Genomic DNA, 19,625 nt, shown 5'->3' on the forward strand with positions numbered 1-19,625 from the left:
CTAATATTAATTAGTCTTTGTTACCACTTCTAAATGCACGTTTTCGGTCATTTTCCGTCAAATGACGTTTACGAAGACGGATAGATAACGGTGTTACTTCAACTAATTCATCATCGTCAATAAACTCTAACGCTTGTTCCAATGACATTTTAATTGGTGGTGAAAGTGTTGTTGCTTCATCAGTACCTGATGCTCGCATATTGGTTAATTTTTTACCTGTTAAACAGTTAACAGTTAAATCGTTTGAACGAGTATGTATACCAATGATTTGCCCTTCATATACTTCAGCACCATGACCTAGGAATAACTTACCACGGTCTTGTAAACCATATAACGCATAAGCCAATGCTTTACCTGTCCCGTTAGAAATCATTACGCCATTATTACGCTGACCAATTTCGCCTGGGCGAATATCATCATAATGACTAAATGTAGAATAAAGTAAACCTGTACCTGAAGTCATAGTCATAAATTCAGTTCTGAAACCAATAAGTCCACGACTTGGAATTACATAATCTAAACGTACGCGACCTTTACCATCTGGTAACATGTTTGTTAGATCACCTTTACGTAAACCAAGGGCTTCCATTACTGAACCTTGATGCTGTTCTTCAATATCAAGCGTAACTTGTTCAAATGGTTCTTGTTTTTTACCGTCAATTTCTCTAAAAATAACCTTAGGGCGAGAAACACCTAACTCATAACCTTCACGGCGCATATTTTCAATTAGTACTGATAAATGCAATTCACCACGACCCGATACTCTAAAAGCATCTGGATCTGGAGTTTCTTCAACGCGCAACGCAACATTATGTACAAGCTCTTTATTTAAACGCTCAAGAATTTGTCGAGATGTTACATATTTACCTTCTTTACCAGCAAATGGTGAGCTATTAACATTAAAGAACATAGTTACTGTTGGTTCATCAACAGTTAATGCCGGCAGAGCTTCAACGCAACTGTTATCACAAATCGTGTCAGAGATACCGAGTTCACCAAGACCAGTTAATGCAATAATATCACCAGCTTCGGCAACTTCAGCTTCATAACGTTGCAACCCTAAATGGCCTAGCACTTGCCCTACTTTACCTGTACGTTTGTTACCTTCACTATCAACTATAGTCACTTGTTGATTTGGTTTAACACGACCACGTTTAATACGACCAATACCAATAACGCCAACATAATTATTATAATCAAGTTGAGAAATTTGCATTTGGAATGGACCATCTAAATCCACTTTTGGTGGTTCAACATGTTTAACAATCGCTTCAAATAGTGGCGTCATATCTTCAGCCATATTTTCGTGATCTTCACCAGCTATACCCATTAATGCAGAAGCATAAACAATAGGGAAATCTAGCTGTTCATCAGTTGCCCCTAAATTAACGAATAGATCAAATACTTGGTCAACTACCCAATCAGGGCGAGCACCTGGACGGTCAACTTTATTGATAACCACAATCGGTTTTAAACCATAAGCAAATGCTTTTTGCGTTACAAAACGTGTTTGAGGCATTGGTCCATCCATTGCATCAACGAGCAATAATACAGAATCAACCATAGACATAACACGTTCAACTTCACCACCAAAATCAGCATGTCCTGGGGTATCAACGATATTAATTCGGTAACCATTCCAATCAATAGCGGTATTTTTAGCTAAAATGGTAATACCACGCTCTTTTTCAAGCGCATTAGAGTCCATGATGCGTTCGTTATCGTCACCACGTAGATTATCTAGCGTACCTGACTGTTTTAATAACTTATCAACCAATGTTGTTTTACCATGGTCAACGTGAGCAATAATGGCAATATTTCTTAAATTTTCAATCACAATTAAAATTCCAATTAGGAGACAGATTCTATAGGCGCAGTATTGTACACCTTTTTAGCCGAAATGTTGATCTATATCACAAAGTTTCTTTAAAAGAAGTTGAACACTTGATACCTTTAGAAAAATATCAATTTATTTGTAAAAAAGTTTCAGGTAACTATACGTTTAAGTATAAAACTGTTTGGCAAATTCATCTACCTTTGCCCAATCTGTATATTCAATAACTGGTTTTGTTACATCAGTATCACCTTTCCCTAACCACATAATAAAGCGGATCATATTGCGATCAAACCAATTATATTGAGGATAATAAAGCGCGCCAGCAAAAACAGCAGTAAAAGCTGGTTTCCAGGCTATTTTAGCTAAAAACTTTTTAGTATATAAATTTGTTTCTGGTGTATTTTTATTGGGTTTTCTTGCAACCATATTTACCCCAAAAAATCCAGACTTCATACTATTTAACTGCTGATAATTCTTATCGATAAATGCTTTCATCACTTTGCTATAAAATCCATAACGAATCGAACTTCCCAATAAGGCTGCTTGGTATTGTGTCAAATCGATTTTAGTATCAGGTAAAAGTTCAATAACATCACAATCACATTGACCATTAAGTCGTGTTTTTATGCGTTGCATAATCTTAAATGTCTGTTTTTCATGTGTGGTATAGAGTAATAAAACTTTTATAGCGGAATTCATAACTTGCTGCCTCTTTTGTTAAACTCTTGGGTAAATATCAATTTTACTTTTTTTATGATAAAAATTAAAAGATTGGGGATGATTTCATTAAAAATTTTGATTATAGTGTTACGCTAATTCAACCAGATCGGAACCAATTATGGCAATTTCACCACCAAAGCTAAGTGCAATTATTTTGGCGGCAGGAAAAGGCACACGGATGCATTCCAACCTACCTAAAGTTTTACATAAAATTGGCGCCAAGCCGATGTTACAACATGTGATTGATACAGTTCAACAACTTAATACAAATCGCATCAATATTGTTTATGGACATGGCAAACAACAGCTTAAAGATGCGCTTAAAGAGCAACATGTGCAACTGGTATATCAAGCTGAACAACTAGGTACTGGTCATGCTGTGCAACAAGCTATCCCTTACATTCAAGATGACGAAGATATCTTAATTTTATATGGCGACACTCCGCTTATATCGGCTCAAACACTACAAACTTTAATTGCCAGTAAACCCCAGCAAGGTATCGCTTTATTAACTGTTATTCTTGAAGATCCAACAGGTTATGGTCGAATAGAACGCAAAAATGGCAAAGTTGTTGCTATTGTTGAACAAAAAGATGCTACACCAGAACAACAAAAAATCAATGAAATTAACACTGGCATAATGCTAGTTAACGGAAAATTATTGAAAAGTTGGTTACTACGTTTAACCAATAATAATGCGCAAAAAGAGTTCTACTTAACCGATATTATTGCTTTTGCTTACCAAGATGGTTATGAAATCTTAACCTCGCACCCAGTTCAACAATTTGAAGTTGAAGGTGTTAATAATCGCCTACAATTGGCAATGTTAGAAAGACAATATCAACACCTGCAAACTCAAAATTTATTACTAGCTGGTGTAACACTGCTTGATCCAAATCGCTTTGACTTACGAGGCACACTATCGCATGGTAAAGATGTTACGATTGATTGTAATGTAATTATTGAAGGAAATGTCAAACTAGGCAATAACGTATTTATTGGTGCAGGCTGTGTCTTAAAAAATTGCTCAATTGATGACAATTCAACAATCAGTCCGTATAGCATTATTGAAGATTCAACTATCGCTAAACAGTGCACTATCGGACCTTTCGCCCGTCTACGACCTGGTTCACAGCTTGACGAACAAGCCCATGTTGGCAACTTTGTTGAATTAAAAAAAGCACATCTAGGCCAAGCAAGCAAAGCGGGACACTTAAGCTATCTTGGCGATAGCGAAATTGGTAGTAACGTCAACATAGGTGCAGGCACCATCACCTGTAATTATGACGGCGCCAATAAATTTAAAACTATTATTGAAGATGATGTGTTTGTCGGTTCTGATACACAATTAATTGCACCTGTAAAAGTGGGTAAAGGGGCAACTATTGCAGCAGGAACAACGGTTACTAATAACGTGAATGAGAACGAATTGGTCGTAAGCCGAGTAAAACAAAAACAACTTACAGGTTGGAAACGACCAACAAAGTTAACTAACGAGGAATAAGATATGTGTGGTATTGTAGGTGCTATCGCCAAACGTGATGTTGCTGAAATATTATTAGAAGGTTTAAAACGATTAGAATATCGTGGTTATGACTCGGCAGGACTGGCTATTATTTCATCACAAGGTGAATTACAACGCGTTCGTCGTGTTGGCAAAGTACAAGCTCTTAAAGATGCCATTGAACAGCATCCACTAGAAGGATCTACAGGAATTGCTCATACTCGCTGGGCAACTCATGGTGAACCAGCTGAACACAATGCTCATCCACATGTATCTGGTTTTATTGCCGTTGTGCATAATGGAATTATCGAAAATTTTGAACCACTACGTGAAAAGCTGATCGCCAAAGGTTATCAATTTCGTTCAGAAACGGATACTGAAGTTATTGCCCACTTAATTCATAACATTATATCAACAGAAGATTGTTCCTTATTTGACGCTGTACAAAAAGCTATTCCACAACTACGAGGGGCTTACGGTACAGTCATTATGGACACTCGCAATCCAGATATACTTGTTGCGGCACGTTCAGGCAGTCCTTTAGTTATAGGTTGTGGTGTAGGAGAGAACTTTATCGCATCCGATCAATTAGCACTATTACCCGTCACTCGCCAATTCATCTATTTGGAAGAAGGTGATATCGCACTTATCACTCACCGAAAAGTAACAATCTTAGACAAAAATCATCAAGAAGTAGCAAGACCATGTTTAGAATCTGATGCAAAGTATGATGCGGGTAGTAAAGCAGGCTACAGCCATTACATGCAAAAAGAGATCTACGAACAACCTAATGCAATAAAAAATACGCTTGAAGGCCGCATGGTACATGGTAAAGTTGATTTATCCGAACTTGGTGATGAAGCCAAAGCCATCCTTAAACAGGTTGAGCATGTTCAAATTGTTGCCTGTGGTACTGCTTATAATGCAGGTATGGTTGCACGTTATTGGTTTGAAGCTTTAGCAGGAATTCCTTGTGATGTCGAGATTGCATCAGAATTCCGTTATCGAAATCCAGCTCGTCGCAAAAATAGCTTATTTATCACCCTTTCACAATCTGGTGAAACGGCTGACACACTCGCTGCATTGCGATTAGCCAAAGAAAATAATTACCTAAGCACCCTTGCTATCTGTAATGTGGCAGCCTCAACACTCGTGCGCGAAGCTGATTTAGTTCTATTAACCAAAGCAGGGGTTGAAATCGGTGTTGCGTCAACTAAAGCCTTTACCACACAATTAACGGTTTTATTGCTACTAGTTGCTAAATTAGGACGCATAAATAATATGGCTGAAAGTACTGAGCAGGCTATTGTGCATGCACTACAAGTCCTACCAAACCGCATTGAACAAGTGCTCACAGCAGAACCTCAAATAAAAAAATTAGCTAGTCATTTTGTGGATAAACATCATGCGCTATTCTTAGGTCGAGGTGATGAGTATCCAATCGCTATGGAAGCTTCGCTAAAGCTCAAAGAAATATCTTATATTCACGCTGAAGCCTATGCTGCTGGTGAACTCAAACATGGTCCACTTGCATTAATTGATGCGGATATGCCAGTGATTGTTATGGCACCAACAAACGAAATGCTAGAAAAATTAAAATCTAATATAGAAGAAGTTCGAGCGCGTGGCGGTCAACTGTATGTTTTTGCCCAAGAAGATTCGGAATTTGTTAGTGATGACACCATGCACATTATAAACCTACCCCATATTGAAGAACTTACTGCACCAATATATTACACAGTACCTACACAACTACTTGCGTATCATGTTGCTTTGATCAAAGGAACCGATGTCGATCAGCCTCGTAATTTAGCAAAATCAGTAACGGTAGAATAGATACGCAAACAACTTACTATTTTTATTTAACTGTGTTGTTATACTTATAGTGTGTAAATATTTTATTTGAATTATAACTATTTAAGGAGAGATTCATGGGAATAGAATATAGTATCATTGCAATGGATGACAGTGTTACACAAGATATTGTTTTAAATGCGTTCAGCCCGTATTGTACTAAAAAAGATGACGAAGAATATTTATTAGATTATGGTGATGAAGTTTATGAAGATATGATTATATGCAATCATTGTACCTTATATCTATCCTTCAAAGAGAGCAGCAAGGAAATAATAGAGTCGATTGAAATTATTAAACCTTCTGATCATCCAGCGTTAGAAAAAGCCATCTTTTTACTTATTCATGAACATCCAATGTTTATTGCCGGTCCAGATTTTCCATTGATGACAGCAAATAAAAAATGTATGGATTTATTAAAAGTAGAAGATATTGAAACCTATGAAGACACCGAATTAGTTTCGTCATTTGATGAATTCTCTAACCTTTTAACTAGTTACGAATAGATATAAATGACCTAAAAGCCGTCTGATTTTTATAAATTAAAGTAGTGGTATGACCATTTGTTTTTTGAACTCGTTAGTAAAGCTACGTTTTGCTCTTCGTGATGAATCGATTGCCATTGTTGTTACCTTCTCTTATTTTTTAGTTTATCATAACAATGACCTTATAAAACTGGTACTACTTAGTGTAGCCGATCCATTCATTTTGATGAATTGTAGTGGTAGTGCCTTCATCATGTATTTAATATACGCAGGGATAGTTCATTCCATTTTCTATAAGAACAAAGGTTTCATCTAATACATCATAAAATGGTGCAGAGTCCTTTTTCTCTTTCCATATATCATAGGCAGCACTATATACAAACTCTAATAGAGTCGATAATATCATTGGTCTCATATCATGCAAATGGTTTACCCCTAATTTTTTTGCAATTAATTCGGTAAGGAGTTGTTTTTTTGATTGTAATAATTCATTATTTTTTGCACGAATCGACGGATGATTCCGAATTAAATCTCTTAGTGTCTTAAATCTATTTGGATCTATTCCGTAAGCTCCCTCTTCACAGCATTTTGTTACATTTACCGATGATTTTCGTAATGCAAGTAATATGGATTCAGTTGCGGGTCTAAACTCTAAAGATGTGATAATTTCATCATATTCGACTAGCTGATAATCTAGAACCACATCCTCTTTACAGGAAAAATAACGAAAAAACGTCCTAGATGATACATCAGCAAGATCTGCGATATCATTTACGGTGGTATTATCAAACCCTTTTTGTACAAATAACTTGAATGCGGCTTCAACTAGCTCTTCTCGCATTTTTATTTTTTTTCTTTCTCGAAGAGAGTCGTTTGTTTTTGTCACGTATTAATGCTCCACTAAAATTTAAATTGAGTACTTCATTCTTATATGTCATACCTTTTAGTTACAGACTCTAACAGTATAAAGCTATATTAGATATGTAAGAAAATCTAAGTATTTTACTAATTATTCTTGTCAAGCAGCAATACTTTTCATATACTTAATATGTCACTTAGTGACAAATTGCATAAATAGACAATTGTCGCTTAGTGATAAAGTTCGCAAAATGCCACTTTAATTGTAATTATCTCACTTGTATGGCTTTAATATAACAGTTTGGGTTTTTAACATAATTAAAAGGACCGTTGATATGGAATATATACCATTTAAAATTAATTACTCATTCCCCAAAAAAGATGAGTTATTCTCAAATATACCAAATTGGAAAATTAATTGCTCTCGAGCAGTATTATTAATTCATGATATGCAACATTTTTTCTAAATTTTTTTGAAAATGAAACTAAATAATATGAACGAGAATTTAGAATCAATTCTTTCAGATCAACCCACTTCATTTGCTATCGTTTATAGACCGAAATTAGACAACAACACAGTCGACGTATTTACTGGCAATTTTGCAACTTACGACACACTTGACGATATTCCGTTTGATTCTTTCAATTATAAACAAAATAAACTACATGATGTATTAGCATTAATCTCATTTAAACAAATTAAAGAGAAAGGATTCAAATATGTTGATGACGAAACTCCTCTTGTTGTAATGAAAATTAAACAACAAACAAAAATAATAGAAATGATAGAAGATCATAATCTACTTATCGAAAATGGACATTACAGTAATAGTGATAAAGAACATAAAAATCTTGTAGATAGTATCATTTCAAATGAAATTAACAACGGAATCGGAGCTAGTTTTGTTTTAAAGAGAACATATTTCGCTACTATCAAAGACTATAGTATCAAAAAAAAACCTATCTATATTTAAAAAAAGCTTATTCAATATTCTTATTGATAATCAAGAATTAACTTTTACAAAAAATACTTTATCAGCTTAGGATAATTAATTATGACAGAAAAAAATCAAGACAGTTCAAGTGTTAACTCGAAAGCAGATAAAAAAGCATGGTTTGGGTTAATAACTATATTAGCGTTAGTACTTTTGGTTTCAATGGATGGTTCTGTACTATATTTGGCTATGCCAAAGATTACATCTTCAATTTTACCTACAGCCGATCAGTCATTATGGATATTAGATATTTATGGATTTATTGTTGGCTCTTTATTAGTCGTATTTGGAAACATAGGAGATCATTATGGAAGACTACGATTAATTATATTTGGCTCAATAACTTTTGGTGTTGGTTCAATTTGTGCTGCATTTTCATCAAGTCCAGAAATGTTAATTATTAGTCGAGCGATTATGGGGCTAGGAGGAGCTACATTACTGCCATCAGGGCTTGCTATTTTAAGTAACTTATTTTTGAATCCAAAGCAGCTTGCACAAGCAATTGGAATATTTGCAGCTACATTTGCTGGGGGATTTGCCATTGGACCAATAATAGGTGGACTTCTTCTAAGTAAATTTGACTGGGGAGTTGTATTTTTTATTAATATCCCAGTAATTATTTTATTTTTGATCTTTTCTCCTATTTTTCTAAAAGAAGTTAAGCAAGTAAACTATGGAAAGATAGACATATTAAGTTTAGTTTTATCATTTGCAGGAATTTTATTATTCACTTATTCAATAAAAAACGCCGCAGCCTATGGTATATCTACTTTACAAATCACAATTGGTTTGATTGGTATCATAAGTTTAATTTGGTTTGTCAGAAGACAAAATCATATTAAATATCCACTGTTGAATGTATCTTTATTTAAAGATCGTGTTTTTTCAATTGCAATTGCTACAGGATTATTATCTTTGGTCGTATGGTCTGCTTCGGGCTATTTAACGGGTATTTATCTTCAATCTGTTCTAGGATTTGATGTTTTTACAGCTGCATTATTTGCTCTACCTGGTGCGTTTGTATTAATCATTACTTGTATCGTAACAAATAAAATAGCTGATCGTATTGGTAAAAAGAATTCTCTAGTCATGACTCATTTTTTCCTTAGCTTGGGAATAGCTATTCTATTATTTACAAATATAGAACACGGAGTTATTGCAGTAATAATTTCATCTATTATAGCTGGTGTTGGATATGGACTATCTTTTAGCCTAGTCGCAGAGATAGCTATTTCAGCAGTACCTCCTGCTAACGCCGGAGCAGCAGCTTCATTAGCAGAAACAAGTAACGAAATAGGAAATGCATTGGGAATTACTATCTTGGGTTCTTTAGCTGCATTTTACTTTAGAGTTTCTGGACCAAATGTTGCTGGAACATTAAATGAAACACTGGATTATCCGAATTTATCGATTGCATTAATCAATCAGGCAAAGTTTGCTTTTGTCAATGGAATGCACATTGCAATCCTTGTGGCAAGTGCACTAACTTTCATTGTCGGTATTTTAGCAATTTGCTGGATTCCTAAATCAATTTCTAAATAAATTTACGGGAGTTATTATGCGTTTGATCCATATAATATCTGACATAATGAAAACCGCAAGCTTAAGCAGATGTTTGCCGAACTGAGCTTAAAATCTCAGCTGCAGGAAGAAATAATAAAAAAGCTTTAGTGCCCACAAAGGCACGTAAAACGTGGGCACAGCAACTACAACAAAATCATTCAGTTACTATTGCTATGAATTGTGCCATTGTTGGCTTAAGCCGTTGTGCTTACTATTATCAACCTAAGTTACAGGATGATTCGGTTGTAAATATCCCAAACTTAGTACACAACTCACGTAGAAAATCATGCTGCCTGTTTTAGTGTTTTATACTCAATCGGTGTCATGTTATTTAATGCCTCATGCGGTCTTTCGGTGTTATAAATCGTTAGCCATTCTTCGGTTATTTTCCTTGCTTGTGCTAAGTTGTTAAAAAGATATAAATCGAGTACTTCAGTACGATAGGTACGATTAAATCGTTCAATATAGCCATTTTGATAAGGGCTACCAGGCTTTATATAATCAATGACTATATCATGTGATTTAGCCCAGTTTATAAAGGTTTTTCCTGTAAATTCTGGCCCATTATCGACCCGTATTTTTAATGGATACCCATGATATTCGGCCAGTTTATCTAAGTAACGGGTAATCCTTCCTGCTGGTAAGCTTACTGCAATATCAATCCCTAACGCCTCACGATTAAAGTCATCGATGACATTGAATGTCCTAAAGCGACGCTGATTACGACTACTGTCACTCATAAAATCCATTGACAGCATTCACCTTGTTTATTGGGTGCTGATAGCCTTTCTGGGCTTCGTGGAGGAATGCGCTGTTTACGCTTTATCCTGAGATTAAGCTTTAATTGGCAATACACCCGATATACCCGTTTATGATTCCATTTATAGCCGAGCTTTTTGATACGATTAAAGCATTTAGGAAAGCCCCAGCGTAAATGCCTGTCCGTGATAGCATTCAACACCGAAATAATCACTGAATCATCCGGTAACTTAGGTTGATAATAGTAAGCACAACGGCTTAAGCCAACAATGGCACAACTCATAGCAATAGTAACTGAATGATTTTGTTTTAGTTGCTGTGCCCACGTTTTACGTGCCTTTGTGGGTACTAAAGCTTTTTTATTATTTCTTCCTGCAGCTGGGATTTTAAACTCAGTTCGGCAAACATCTGCTTAAGCTTGCGGTTTTCAGCCTCCAGCTCTTTTAAGCGTTTGATATCCGAAGTTTCCATTCCGCCGTATTTTTCTCGCCATTTATAGAAAGTTGAATTACCCATGCCATATTTACGGCACAGTTCTTTAACGGGAATACCCGCTTCAGCTTTTTTTAAAATAGCCACGATTTGATGTTCAGTCATTTTTTTCATAATTAAATCCCCTTTTCTTTTATCATAGAGAATTTTCTACTTTTTTGCTGTACTATTTTAGGGGATAGTTACAAATTTTATAAAACCATTTTGTAGCACTAAAAATATATATAATAGTCTCCTGAAGATGATGTTTACCAATCAAATTGGTATAAATAATTCACTGAATAGCTACGTTTTATTTGCAATACTCACCGTTATCAATAAAAAAAAACAATAATTTTGGGATATCTAATTTAATTAATATTTTAAACAACATTCGTCCAAGCAAATAAAAAGGACTCCATATTATCTCAATCAAAGTCCAAAAATAAATCACTTTCATAATAAAACATGTAAAAACTAAATAATTAATTTTTATAAAATTTTTTCTATAAGTTATGTGCGTAGATTTACATATTCCTCAAAAAAACTGTTGAATGACGGTGCGAGAACATTTGATATTTTTCTTGAAAAAAGATCATAATTAACTATTGTTCCATAAGTATTTCTTCCACAATCAACACACCAACATACATCATCATCTCTAAAGTAAATAACAGCCATATCTAATGGTAACGCGTATTCATTTCTACATAGGCAAGTATCATAATAAATAGCGCCTCCTGACTCAACCAAAGCATCATTATCAACTATACCTGACAATTCTTCTCCAACAAGCCCTCCACCACCAACTAATAAAATAAATTCTTTTAACTCATTTGGTAACGACAATTTTAAATTATTTTCAAGTATATTAATTTGTGATTCATCACAAGCTCCAAGCCAATACACTTCATCTTGAGCCTCATGATTTAAACGCATAACAAGATTTTTAATACTACTCATATAATTACCCTACCTAAAATCGAATACTTTCAATTTCCAATATCCTTTTCTAAATTTATGATACTGCCTATCTAGTCATTTATTTTTGGTTAAATAGATGAATTCACTGTTTTTGAAGTACCTAGATTAATATCTGAAGAATTTTATATAACTTACAACTAAAGCCAACCTACTAATATCATACTGATACAAATTAATCCCACTCAACAACCAATCAAATCTAGCTAAATAAAATTACCTACGCTCAGCTCATAATACTTAAAAGTATTGTAATGCAGGCTGGTTTATCCCTCTAAATATTGTCCCTGATACCTGAAATTTTGCTCTATTAATTGGTGTTCAATTTTCTGAATCCATTTTCCCCATAATTGATAACTGCATTACCCTTGTCTACGCCGTCTAACTGTTACGATTTAATACATTAAATAAAATAGACTAAGCAATTTATTAGAAATAATTAATTTTTTTATTAAGTTATAATAATTATATTGGAAATTTTTTATTTTTATAGGTTGACCACAAGTGCGTGATAGCCCAATTTTTATATTTCTTAGCAATAAAACTCTTAGCTATTATCTCAATATCATCAGAAATTCGGGAAGATATTTCAAAATTATTAATTATTTTAAAAGATTGTTTAAAAGCCTTTTCTCGTAACATATTAATAAATTTCACTTCATTCGCTTTAAAATCACATATTTTCAAAGAATTAAAAACATTCATCCACTGATGATCAAATTCGGATTCATCTCTTAGATCCAATGCATTATCAGCGTCTAATAATTTTAAAAAATTGAAATTTGTTGAAGTAGATAAATAGTCATCAATTTCGATAAGATTTTTGTCATTCATTTCATTAATCCTAGTTCTTTAAACCAACTTTTCATGAAATTAGCAACTTTAGAGTATGTTGCAAAAATACTCAAATTATAAATTTGGAATTAACTTTTATATCATCTAGGCCTGAATATGCTCTATGATATGCATCAGACAATTTTTACTGAAACTATAAAATCGTTTTGTAATGGTTAAATAACATTTTTTTCCGCATTATGTAAGCACCAGTAGCAAACTCGGGGACTTTTCGCTTAAAGAATAAAGCTGATCTAGCCTTAAAATTTCCCCTTACAATCAACAATCTGATGTTTTTCGATACGTAGGGCTAAGGCGTTATAAAGGTGGTACAAGGATAGCACTGGTGGTCTGTTTGCTTTTTTATAAGATTTAGAAAATCAACATGTTATTTTTCTTTATAACATCAATTAAGACATTATACTCAGATTATTTTTAATAAAGCCTACAATCTGAGCGTGGTTCAATTTCTCTTCTACCAATTTTACTTACTTTTTCTAAGATCAAATCATAGCAATAAAAAATATCCTCATTTTTTTTTAAAATTACTCCCTCCAGACAGACTTTATATATTCCTTTAGGAATATCGGTATTATTCCAACCAGTATATTCTTCCCACTCCCAAAAAACTGACATATCAGCAATATATAAATCTCCAGTAACATTAAGATAAAAATATTTATCACTGAATATAATGGATCTATTCTCATTACAAGGAGTTTCATTTAAAAACAAACGAACAATATAGCCACCATCATCAATGCCCATGATAGGTAAGGCTATTCCTTCATCAAGAACAACATCTCCTTTGTCTGTTGTAGTAAATTCTTCAAGAATATTTTCCCCATTATTTATTTTCCCACCAAAGGGGGTCAGTATCCCTGGATAATCGAAAATAATTATCCCGTTAAAATCTACATCAACGTATATTGTCTTAACCACATTTACCCCTTGTAATTTTACACGATTGTTTATTATTAAACCATTTCAATAATTTTGTATGAGCTTTTTTTGGCGAGTTTATTAGGTACCTAAATATATTTTAAAAGCAATTGGTATATAAATAATATAATGTAAAATAAATTCTTTACTTTTAGCTATTAATCATAGACACCAATCTCTTCTGCTTTTGCAATTAACTCATCTTGCAATGAACCTTGTATTTCATCTCCATCATACTCAAGAATGAAATCACCACTAATATTTAGAGGAAAACATGAACCATCTATGGTGCCAAAAATCGTTGACATCGTATCTACTATTACTATACGCAGAAAATTAAAAATCTTTTCTTGGTCTTTATCTGATAGCTTTGTGATAATACTTCTTGCTCTTGCAAAAGGATCATCATCGTTCGTAGGTTGACTTGAATCACTTAAATGAATTTTATAATATTCAAGTGTATCATCCAAAAGTATAGATAAAAGTGAGGTAACTACTAATTCATCTTTTCCTATTTTATTCATTTAACAACCTCCTTTTCCATTAGGCTTTATTTTTCACTAGGTTCAACAGCACTATATCATAAAGAAAACGTAGCATTCACCGATTTGTTAAAATGTATAATAATCACATAAACCAAAAAGCCACTAAACCTAACTACCAATAAATAAATGGAAAAGCAGAAAGAGTGGTACGAACTTTAATGGAGATATGGCATAATCAGCAAATATCCGAAGATTCAAAAAATAGAAAACAAAAGTTTAAGCGATTTATTAGCTATTATAATACAATTAAATCTCATCAAGCGATATCCAGTAAGAAGCCTTATGAGTTTTTAGAGGGTTATTTTAGTCATGAAATGTAGACAACCCACTGTTTTCTTTTAACAAAGATATTATCAAATTTTTGTGTGGAGATTATTATGAGCCATATGTGGACATTTCAACGTGTTGGTGGGCTTGATCAAGTCGTATTTAAAAGTGCCAGTGATATTATCAATTTACCTGATTTAGATCCTAAATTATGGGTGGCTTTAAGTTGCCCAACAACAGGGTTGGATTTTGATGAACGAACCTTATCTCTACTCGATTCAGATAATGACGGACGTATTCGCATACCTGATATTTTAGATGCCATTAGCTGGACTTGCGATAAAATCAATTCATTTGATAGTATCTTAAGTACAAGTGAAACATTACCATTATCACAAATTAACGCATCGACCCCGCAAGGAAAAAAATTATCAGTCACCGCACAAAGCATTTTAGCTAGCTTAAATAAAAAAAATGTGGATTATTTAACACAAGATGATATACAACAATCAATAAAAATCAATGCTGACAAACTTTATAATGGTGATTTAATCTTTCCTCCATCAAGCGAATTGTCACCAGACATGCAAATGTTTATTACAACAGCAATCAAAACTACTGGTGCACAAAAAGATATGAGTGGGCAAGATGGCATTGATTTAAACATAGCAACCACCTTTGTTGAAAATCTACAAACGTGGTTACAATGGCAAACAAAAATAAGTAATACGCAAACCCCATTTGGTGAAAATACCGCAGAAATTTGGAAACTAATTCAGCTATTAAAACCCAAAATTGATGATTATTTTTTACGTGCTGAATTAGCACAATACGCTCCTCAAGCGCAAACGGCACTTAATGTCGACGAAAAATACATTGTACCAACACAAAACGGATTACTATCTGAAGAAGAATTAGCCGAATTACCGCTATCCAAAATCGACACAACTGATACTCTAGATCTAGTCAATGGGCTAAATCCACTTTGGAAAGCTAAAATCAGCCGATTTAAGGCATTAATAGAATCATCATTATCCAACCCAGACCAACTAACACAACAAGAATGGCAAAATATACAACAAAGCTTGCAAGCATATACCACACTTATTAGCACTAAGCCCGAAATGGCACAATTAACCGTTGAAATTGAGCCTTCGGCCAATATAGATGATATTCCTATTAGCATCATTACCAACCTAGCTAACAATGATTTACTGACCGAATTTGAGAAAATGGTTGAACAAGATAATCAAACACCAATATCTGCCTCAGATATTCTAGTGCTAGAAAAATTAGTCCTATTTCATAAACATCTTTACCGTTTGCTAGTTAACTTTGCCTCTTTTGCAGACTTCTTCCAGCCTGAAACACGAGCAGCATTTCAACTTGGTAAACTCTACATTGATGGTCGCTGTGCAACACTTTGCGTTGCGGTCGATAATATTGCCAAACACGCAACCATGGCAAATTATTCTGAACTCTGTTTACTTTATTGTGAATGCACTAGACATGGAGAAAAACAGCTAATTGCAGCAGCAATGACAGCAGGACAAGGTGATTTATTAATTGAAGGCCGCAATGGTGTGTTTATTGACAATAAAGGTAACGATTGGGATGCCAATGTTGTTAAAATAATCACTAAGCCAATCAGCATCCAACAAGCAATTTGGGCTCCTTATCAACGTATGGGGCGTGTGATTACCGAACAAATTAACAAGTGGGCAAACAGCAAAGACGCTGATATCGAAAAATCAAGCGAACAAGCACTACAAAATCCAGCTAATAAATTTGATATAGGTAAAAGTGTAGGGATTTTTGCTGCAATTGGTTTAGCCATTGGCGCAATCGGCACAGCATTAGCCACAATATTCCAAGCTATTTTTGCGCTTGCTTGGTGGCAAGTACCTTTAGTTTTTATTGGATTATTTCTAATTATTTCAGGTCCTTCTGTTATTTTAGCATGGTTAAAATTACGTCGAAGAACACTTGGACCATTACTAGAAGCATCGGGTTGGGCAATTAATGGGCAAGTCAAAATCAATTTAATGCTAGGAAGCTTGCTCACTAGCAAAGCCCAGCTCCCTACCAATGCAAAACGCAATTTGCGCGATCCAATGAAACAACGTCACAACAAATTAGTTATTATTTTTTGGTTAGCAATTTTACTTGGTGTTGGAGTTACAGGTGGCTGGTTATGGCATGAAGGTTACCTTGACCGCTATATCGAACAACACAATCAAGAACAAACCCAAAGCAAAACTGACACAAATGCCAATATTGGTAAATAAAAGTAAAAAACCATTTCGCCGACAACCATCGGCGAAATGAAACAACCATTAATGCTGATAAACTGGAAAACGACGGCAAATTGCAAGCACCTTTTCTTTCACGGCTTGGATGTTTTGCTCGTCATCGATATTATCTAAAACATCACAAATCCAATTAGCTAAATCTCGCGATTCGGCTTCTTTAAAGCCTCGGCGAGTAATAGCCGGCGTACCAATGCGCACACCAGATGTTACAAATGGGCTTTGTGGATCTTTTGGTACACTATTTTTATTAACGGTAATATTAGCACTACCTAAAGCCGCATCAGCTTCTTTACCTGTGATATTTTTATCGACTAAATCAATTAAAAACAGATGGTTTTGTGTTTCGCCTGAAACTACTTTATAGCCACGTTGCAAAATCACCTCGACCATAGCTTTAGCGTTTTTAACCACTTGTTGTTGATAGATTTTATACTCAGGCTCCATCGCCTCTTTTAACGCAACTGCTTTAGCGGCAATTACATGCATTAAAGGACCACCTTGCGCTCCTGGAAAGACAGCCGAATTTAACTTTTTATATAATTCTTCACTACCACCTTTAGCCAAAATCAAACCGCCACGAGGACCACCTAAAGTTTTATGAGTTGTAGTAGTAACAACGTGTGCATAAGGAACAGGATTTGGATAAACACCTGCCGCAACTAGCCCTGCCACATGCGCCATATCCACAAACAAATAAGCGCCCACACTATCGGCGATTTCACGCATACGTTGCCAATCCACCACCCCAGAATAAGCCGAAAAACCACCAATAATCATTTTAGGTTTAGATTCTTGGGCTGTTTTAGCTAACTTGTCATAATCAATACGCCCTGAATCATCAACACCATAATCCACAACATGATAAAGTTTACCCGAAAAGCTAACGGGCGAACCGTGCGTCAAATGCCCACCTTCAGACAAATTCATACCTAAAACCGTATCGCCTGTATTTAAAAGCGCCATATAAACGGCAAAATTAGCTTGTGAACCTGAATGCGGTTGCACATTAGCATAATCAGCACCAAATAAAGCCTTAGCACGATCAATTGCTAATTTTTCAACAACATCAACATACTCACAACCACCATAATAACGTTTTCCGGGATAACCTTCGGCATATTTATTGGTTAATTGCGAACCTTGCGCTTGCATTACTCGTGGGCTGGTGTAGTTTTCTGATGCGATCAGTTCAAGGTGATCTTCTTGGCGCTGTTCTTCACCTTTAATAGCATTCCACAATTCCGCATCATAATCGGCAATAGTCATATCTTTACTAAACATGTTGGATCCTTATCATCAATTATTTAGTTTGTCAGATTTTGCTTTATCGTTTGCAAAAATGGGTATTACACTTATATGGTTACTTAACAACCAAACGATTTCAATCTTTTTTATGAGTTATAAGTAATATTAATACATTGCAATAAAAATAGTACTGCAACTTTTAAAAGAAATAACTCACATAAATAACATTGCTTAATAGCATCATTTGAACAATTCAAATCTAGTCATAAGAATACTGATTTTATTTCCTAGATTACACCATGAAGTGCAATTCTTCTTAACTCCTTAGAATAAAAATCGGCAGGGCTTTTAAACTTATGCCGTTTTCTTGGGCGTGTGTTCAATAGATATTGTATTTTCTTTATCTGTTTGTCGTCAACTAATGAAATGGCCGCTGACTTTGGTATAAACTGACGTATTAAGCCATTGGTGTTTTCATTTGTGCCTCTTTGCCAGCTTTTATAAGGCTCCGCAAACTACACGGTGGTGTTTAAATAATGCTCAATAGCATGATGATAATTAAATTCGGTTCCATTATCAAAGGTGATGCTTTTAACCATTTTTTTAAACGGCGTTAGCAATTTTATTATCATATCTCTCGTTTCGGAGGCGGTACGTTGATTGAGGCGTCCAATTAATACTAGCCCTGTTTTGCGTTCAACTAATGTCACCAATGCTTGCTTGTCTTTACGGCTAATAATCGTATCTCCCTCCCAATGTCCTCGCGTTTTCCGGCTTTCTACATAACTTGGACGTTGTTTAATTGACCGTTTATATCGGCGGTCTCCTTCTTTAATACTCGGTGCCTTACAATGCCTATAGGCTTTGCCTTTTCGCCTTAGATAAGGTTTGAATTGTTCATAGCGCGCTTTATTTTGATAAAGATAGTTATAGATTGATTGGACGCTGACTTTCTTTAAACGTGCAGCAATCTGCTCTGGGCTGTAATAAAGCATGAGGTATTTTTCAACTTGGCGCCATACTGAAGACGCTATTGGCTTACCATTACCGCTGTTTTTTCGCCTTTTCCTAGCTAGGGTTACCGCATCATGTGCTTGATAGGCTTGATTAGGTTTTGAGTTTCTTTTTATCTCTCGACTTATTGTCGAAGGATGTCTATTGAGTAGCTGGGCTATCTCTTTTTTATTCTTTCCGGCTTGTAATAATACGAAAATCTGGTATCTTTCCTTCCTAGAAAGGTGATTATAATACATAGCAATCTCCAAACTGTGGTGGTGCGAAGGTGCTAGTATAAATCACCTTTCTACTTTCTTCACTCCACCGTGTTTAAAATTGCACTTCATGTTTGAATCCAGGTTTAGCATATTTAAAAAAACAATAAAATCAATAGGTTTACATAACCAGCTTTTGGAGGGTAACTGTGTTGCCATTCCACTGTATTGTTTTTTTTATA

At 34.8% G+C, this 19,625-nt stretch carries 17 protein-coding genes and 1 pseudogene; 8 read left to right on the forward strand and 10 right to left on the reverse strand.

What is annotated here, in order from left to right:
• Positions 1–10 precede the first annotated feature (10 nt).
• Positions 11–1,837 carry a ribosome-dependent GTPase TypA gene (gene typA / locus A9G44_RS08245; protein ID WP_065610346.1) on the reverse strand — a complete coding sequence of 609 codons (1,827 nt, stop codon included), beginning with the start codon at positions 1,835–1,837 and terminating at the stop codon, positions 11–13.
• 165 nt (positions 1,838–2,002) lie between these two features.
• Positions 2,003–2,536 (reverse strand): menaquinone-dependent protoporphyrinogen IX dehydrogenase, encoded by a 534-nt coding sequence (hemG, locus tag A9G44_RS08250; protein ID WP_080702340.1) that lies wholly within the window; start codon positions 2,534–2,536, stop codon positions 2,003–2,005.
• Positions 2,537–2,675: 139 nt separating this feature from the next.
• Here hemG and glmU point away from each other — a divergent pair, with 139 nt between their 5' ends.
• The 3 genes from glmU (at position 2,676) to A9G44_RS08265 (ending at position 6,421) form a co-directional block, all read left to right on the forward strand.
• Entirely contained in the window at positions 2,676–4,061 is a 1,386-nt protein-coding gene (glmU, locus tag A9G44_RS08255; protein WP_065610348.1) for a bifunctional UDP-N-acetylglucosamine diphosphorylase/glucosamine-1-phosphate N-acetyltransferase GlmU, read from the forward strand.
• Positions 4,062–4,064: 3 nt separating this feature from the next.
• Positions 4,065–5,897, forward strand: a complete 1,833-nt coding sequence (gene glmS, locus A9G44_RS08260; protein ID WP_065610350.1) for a glutamine--fructose-6-phosphate transaminase (isomerizing) — start codon at positions 4,065–4,067, stop codon at positions 5,895–5,897.
• Between the two features lie 122 nt (positions 5,898–6,019).
• Positions 6,020–6,421 (forward strand): hypothetical protein, encoded by a 402-nt coding sequence (locus tag A9G44_RS08265; protein WP_143426349.1) that lies wholly within the window; start codon positions 6,020–6,022, stop codon positions 6,419–6,421.
• A gap of 238 nt (positions 6,422–6,659) precedes the next feature.
• Here the strand turns inward: A9G44_RS08265 and A9G44_RS08270 are convergent, their stop codons facing one another.
• Positions 6,660–7,241 (reverse strand): TetR family transcriptional regulator, encoded by a 582-nt coding sequence (locus A9G44_RS08270; RefSeq protein WP_051634236.1) that lies wholly within the window; start codon positions 7,239–7,241, stop codon positions 6,660–6,662.
• Positions 7,242–7,752: 511 nt separating this feature from the next.
• Between A9G44_RS08270 and A9G44_RS08275 the strand changes: the two genes are divergently transcribed.
• From A9G44_RS08275 to A9G44_RS13290, 3 genes are all read left to right on the forward strand, one after another.
• Positions 7,753–8,232, forward strand: coding sequence for a hypothetical protein (locus tag A9G44_RS08275; RefSeq protein WP_065610354.1), 480 nt, complete (start codon positions 7,753–7,755; stop codon positions 8,230–8,232).
• Between the two features lie 81 nt (positions 8,233–8,313).
• Positions 8,314–9,795, forward strand: a complete 1,482-nt coding sequence (locus A9G44_RS08280) for an MFS transporter (protein WP_065610356.1) — start codon at positions 8,314–8,316, stop codon at positions 9,793–9,795.
• A gap of 128 nt (positions 9,796–9,923) precedes the next feature.
• Entirely contained in the window at positions 9,924–10,118 is a 195-nt protein-coding gene (locus A9G44_RS13290) for a hypothetical protein (RefSeq protein ID WP_143426350.1), read from the forward strand.
• On the opposite strand, the pseudogene A9G44_RS08285 reads toward A9G44_RS13290, so the two are convergent.
• From A9G44_RS08285 to A9G44_RS08310, 5 genes and pseudogenes are all read right to left on the reverse strand, one after another.
• Positions 10,101–11,181: pseudogene (locus A9G44_RS08285) on the reverse strand (IS3 family transposase). The gene A9G44_RS13290 and the pseudogene A9G44_RS08285 sit on opposite strands and share 18 nt — an antisense overlap.
• A 378-nt stretch (positions 11,182–11,559) precedes the next feature.
• Positions 11,560–12,009 carry an SMI1/KNR4 family protein gene (locus A9G44_RS08295; protein WP_065610359.1) on the reverse strand — a complete coding sequence of 150 codons (450 nt, stop codon included), beginning with the start codon at positions 12,007–12,009 and terminating at the stop codon, positions 11,560–11,562.
• A 483-nt stretch (positions 12,010–12,492) separates the two neighbouring features.
• On the reverse strand, positions 12,493–12,861 hold the full coding sequence (locus A9G44_RS08300; RefSeq protein WP_065610361.1) for a hypothetical protein: 369 nt from the start codon (positions 12,859–12,861) through the stop codon (positions 12,493–12,495).
• Positions 12,862–13,296: 435 nt separating this feature from the next.
• Positions 13,297–13,803 (reverse strand): hypothetical protein, encoded by a 507-nt coding sequence (locus A9G44_RS08305; RefSeq protein ID WP_065610363.1) that lies wholly within the window; start codon positions 13,801–13,803, stop codon positions 13,297–13,299.
• Between the two features lie 158 nt (positions 13,804–13,961).
• Positions 13,962–14,327, reverse strand: coding sequence for a hypothetical protein (locus A9G44_RS08310; RefSeq protein ID WP_218837569.1), 366 nt, complete (start codon positions 14,325–14,327; stop codon positions 13,962–13,964).
• A gap of 143 nt (positions 14,328–14,470) precedes the next feature.
• Between A9G44_RS08310 and A9G44_RS14070 the strand changes: the two genes are divergently transcribed.
• Together A9G44_RS14070 and A9G44_RS08315 are read left to right on the forward strand one after the other, a co-directional pair.
• Positions 14,471–14,668, forward strand: coding sequence for an integrase core domain-containing protein (locus A9G44_RS14070; RefSeq protein ID WP_363319071.1), 198 nt, complete (start codon positions 14,471–14,473; stop codon positions 14,666–14,668).
• A gap of 57 nt (positions 14,669–14,725) precedes the next feature.
• A complete protein-coding gene (locus A9G44_RS08315) occupies positions 14,726–16,903 on the forward strand; it encodes a phage holin family protein (protein WP_065610365.1) in 2,178 nt (725 codons plus the stop codon).
• A gap of 48 nt (positions 16,904–16,951) precedes the next feature.
• Here A9G44_RS08315 and glyA read toward each other — a convergent pair whose 3' ends face one another.
• Both glyA and A9G44_RS08325 read right to left on the reverse strand, forming a co-directional pair.
• The gene (glyA, locus tag A9G44_RS08320) at positions 16,952–18,208 is read right to left on the reverse strand and encodes a serine hydroxymethyltransferase (RefSeq protein WP_065610367.1); all 1,257 of its coding nucleotides are present in this window, start codon (positions 18,206–18,208) and stop codon (positions 16,952–16,954) included.
• Between the two features lie 479 nt (positions 18,209–18,687).
• Positions 18,688–19,425 carry an IS30 family transposase gene (locus A9G44_RS08325; RefSeq protein ID WP_065610369.1) on the reverse strand — a complete coding sequence of 246 codons (738 nt, stop codon included), beginning with the start codon at positions 19,423–19,425 and terminating at the stop codon, positions 18,688–18,690.
• Positions 19,426–19,625 lie beyond the last annotated feature (200 nt).

The organism is Gilliamella sp. Occ4-3 (assembly GCF_001690675.1).
Classification (GTDB): Bacteria; Pseudomonadota; Gammaproteobacteria; order Enterobacterales; family Orbaceae; genus Gilliamella; species Gilliamella bombi.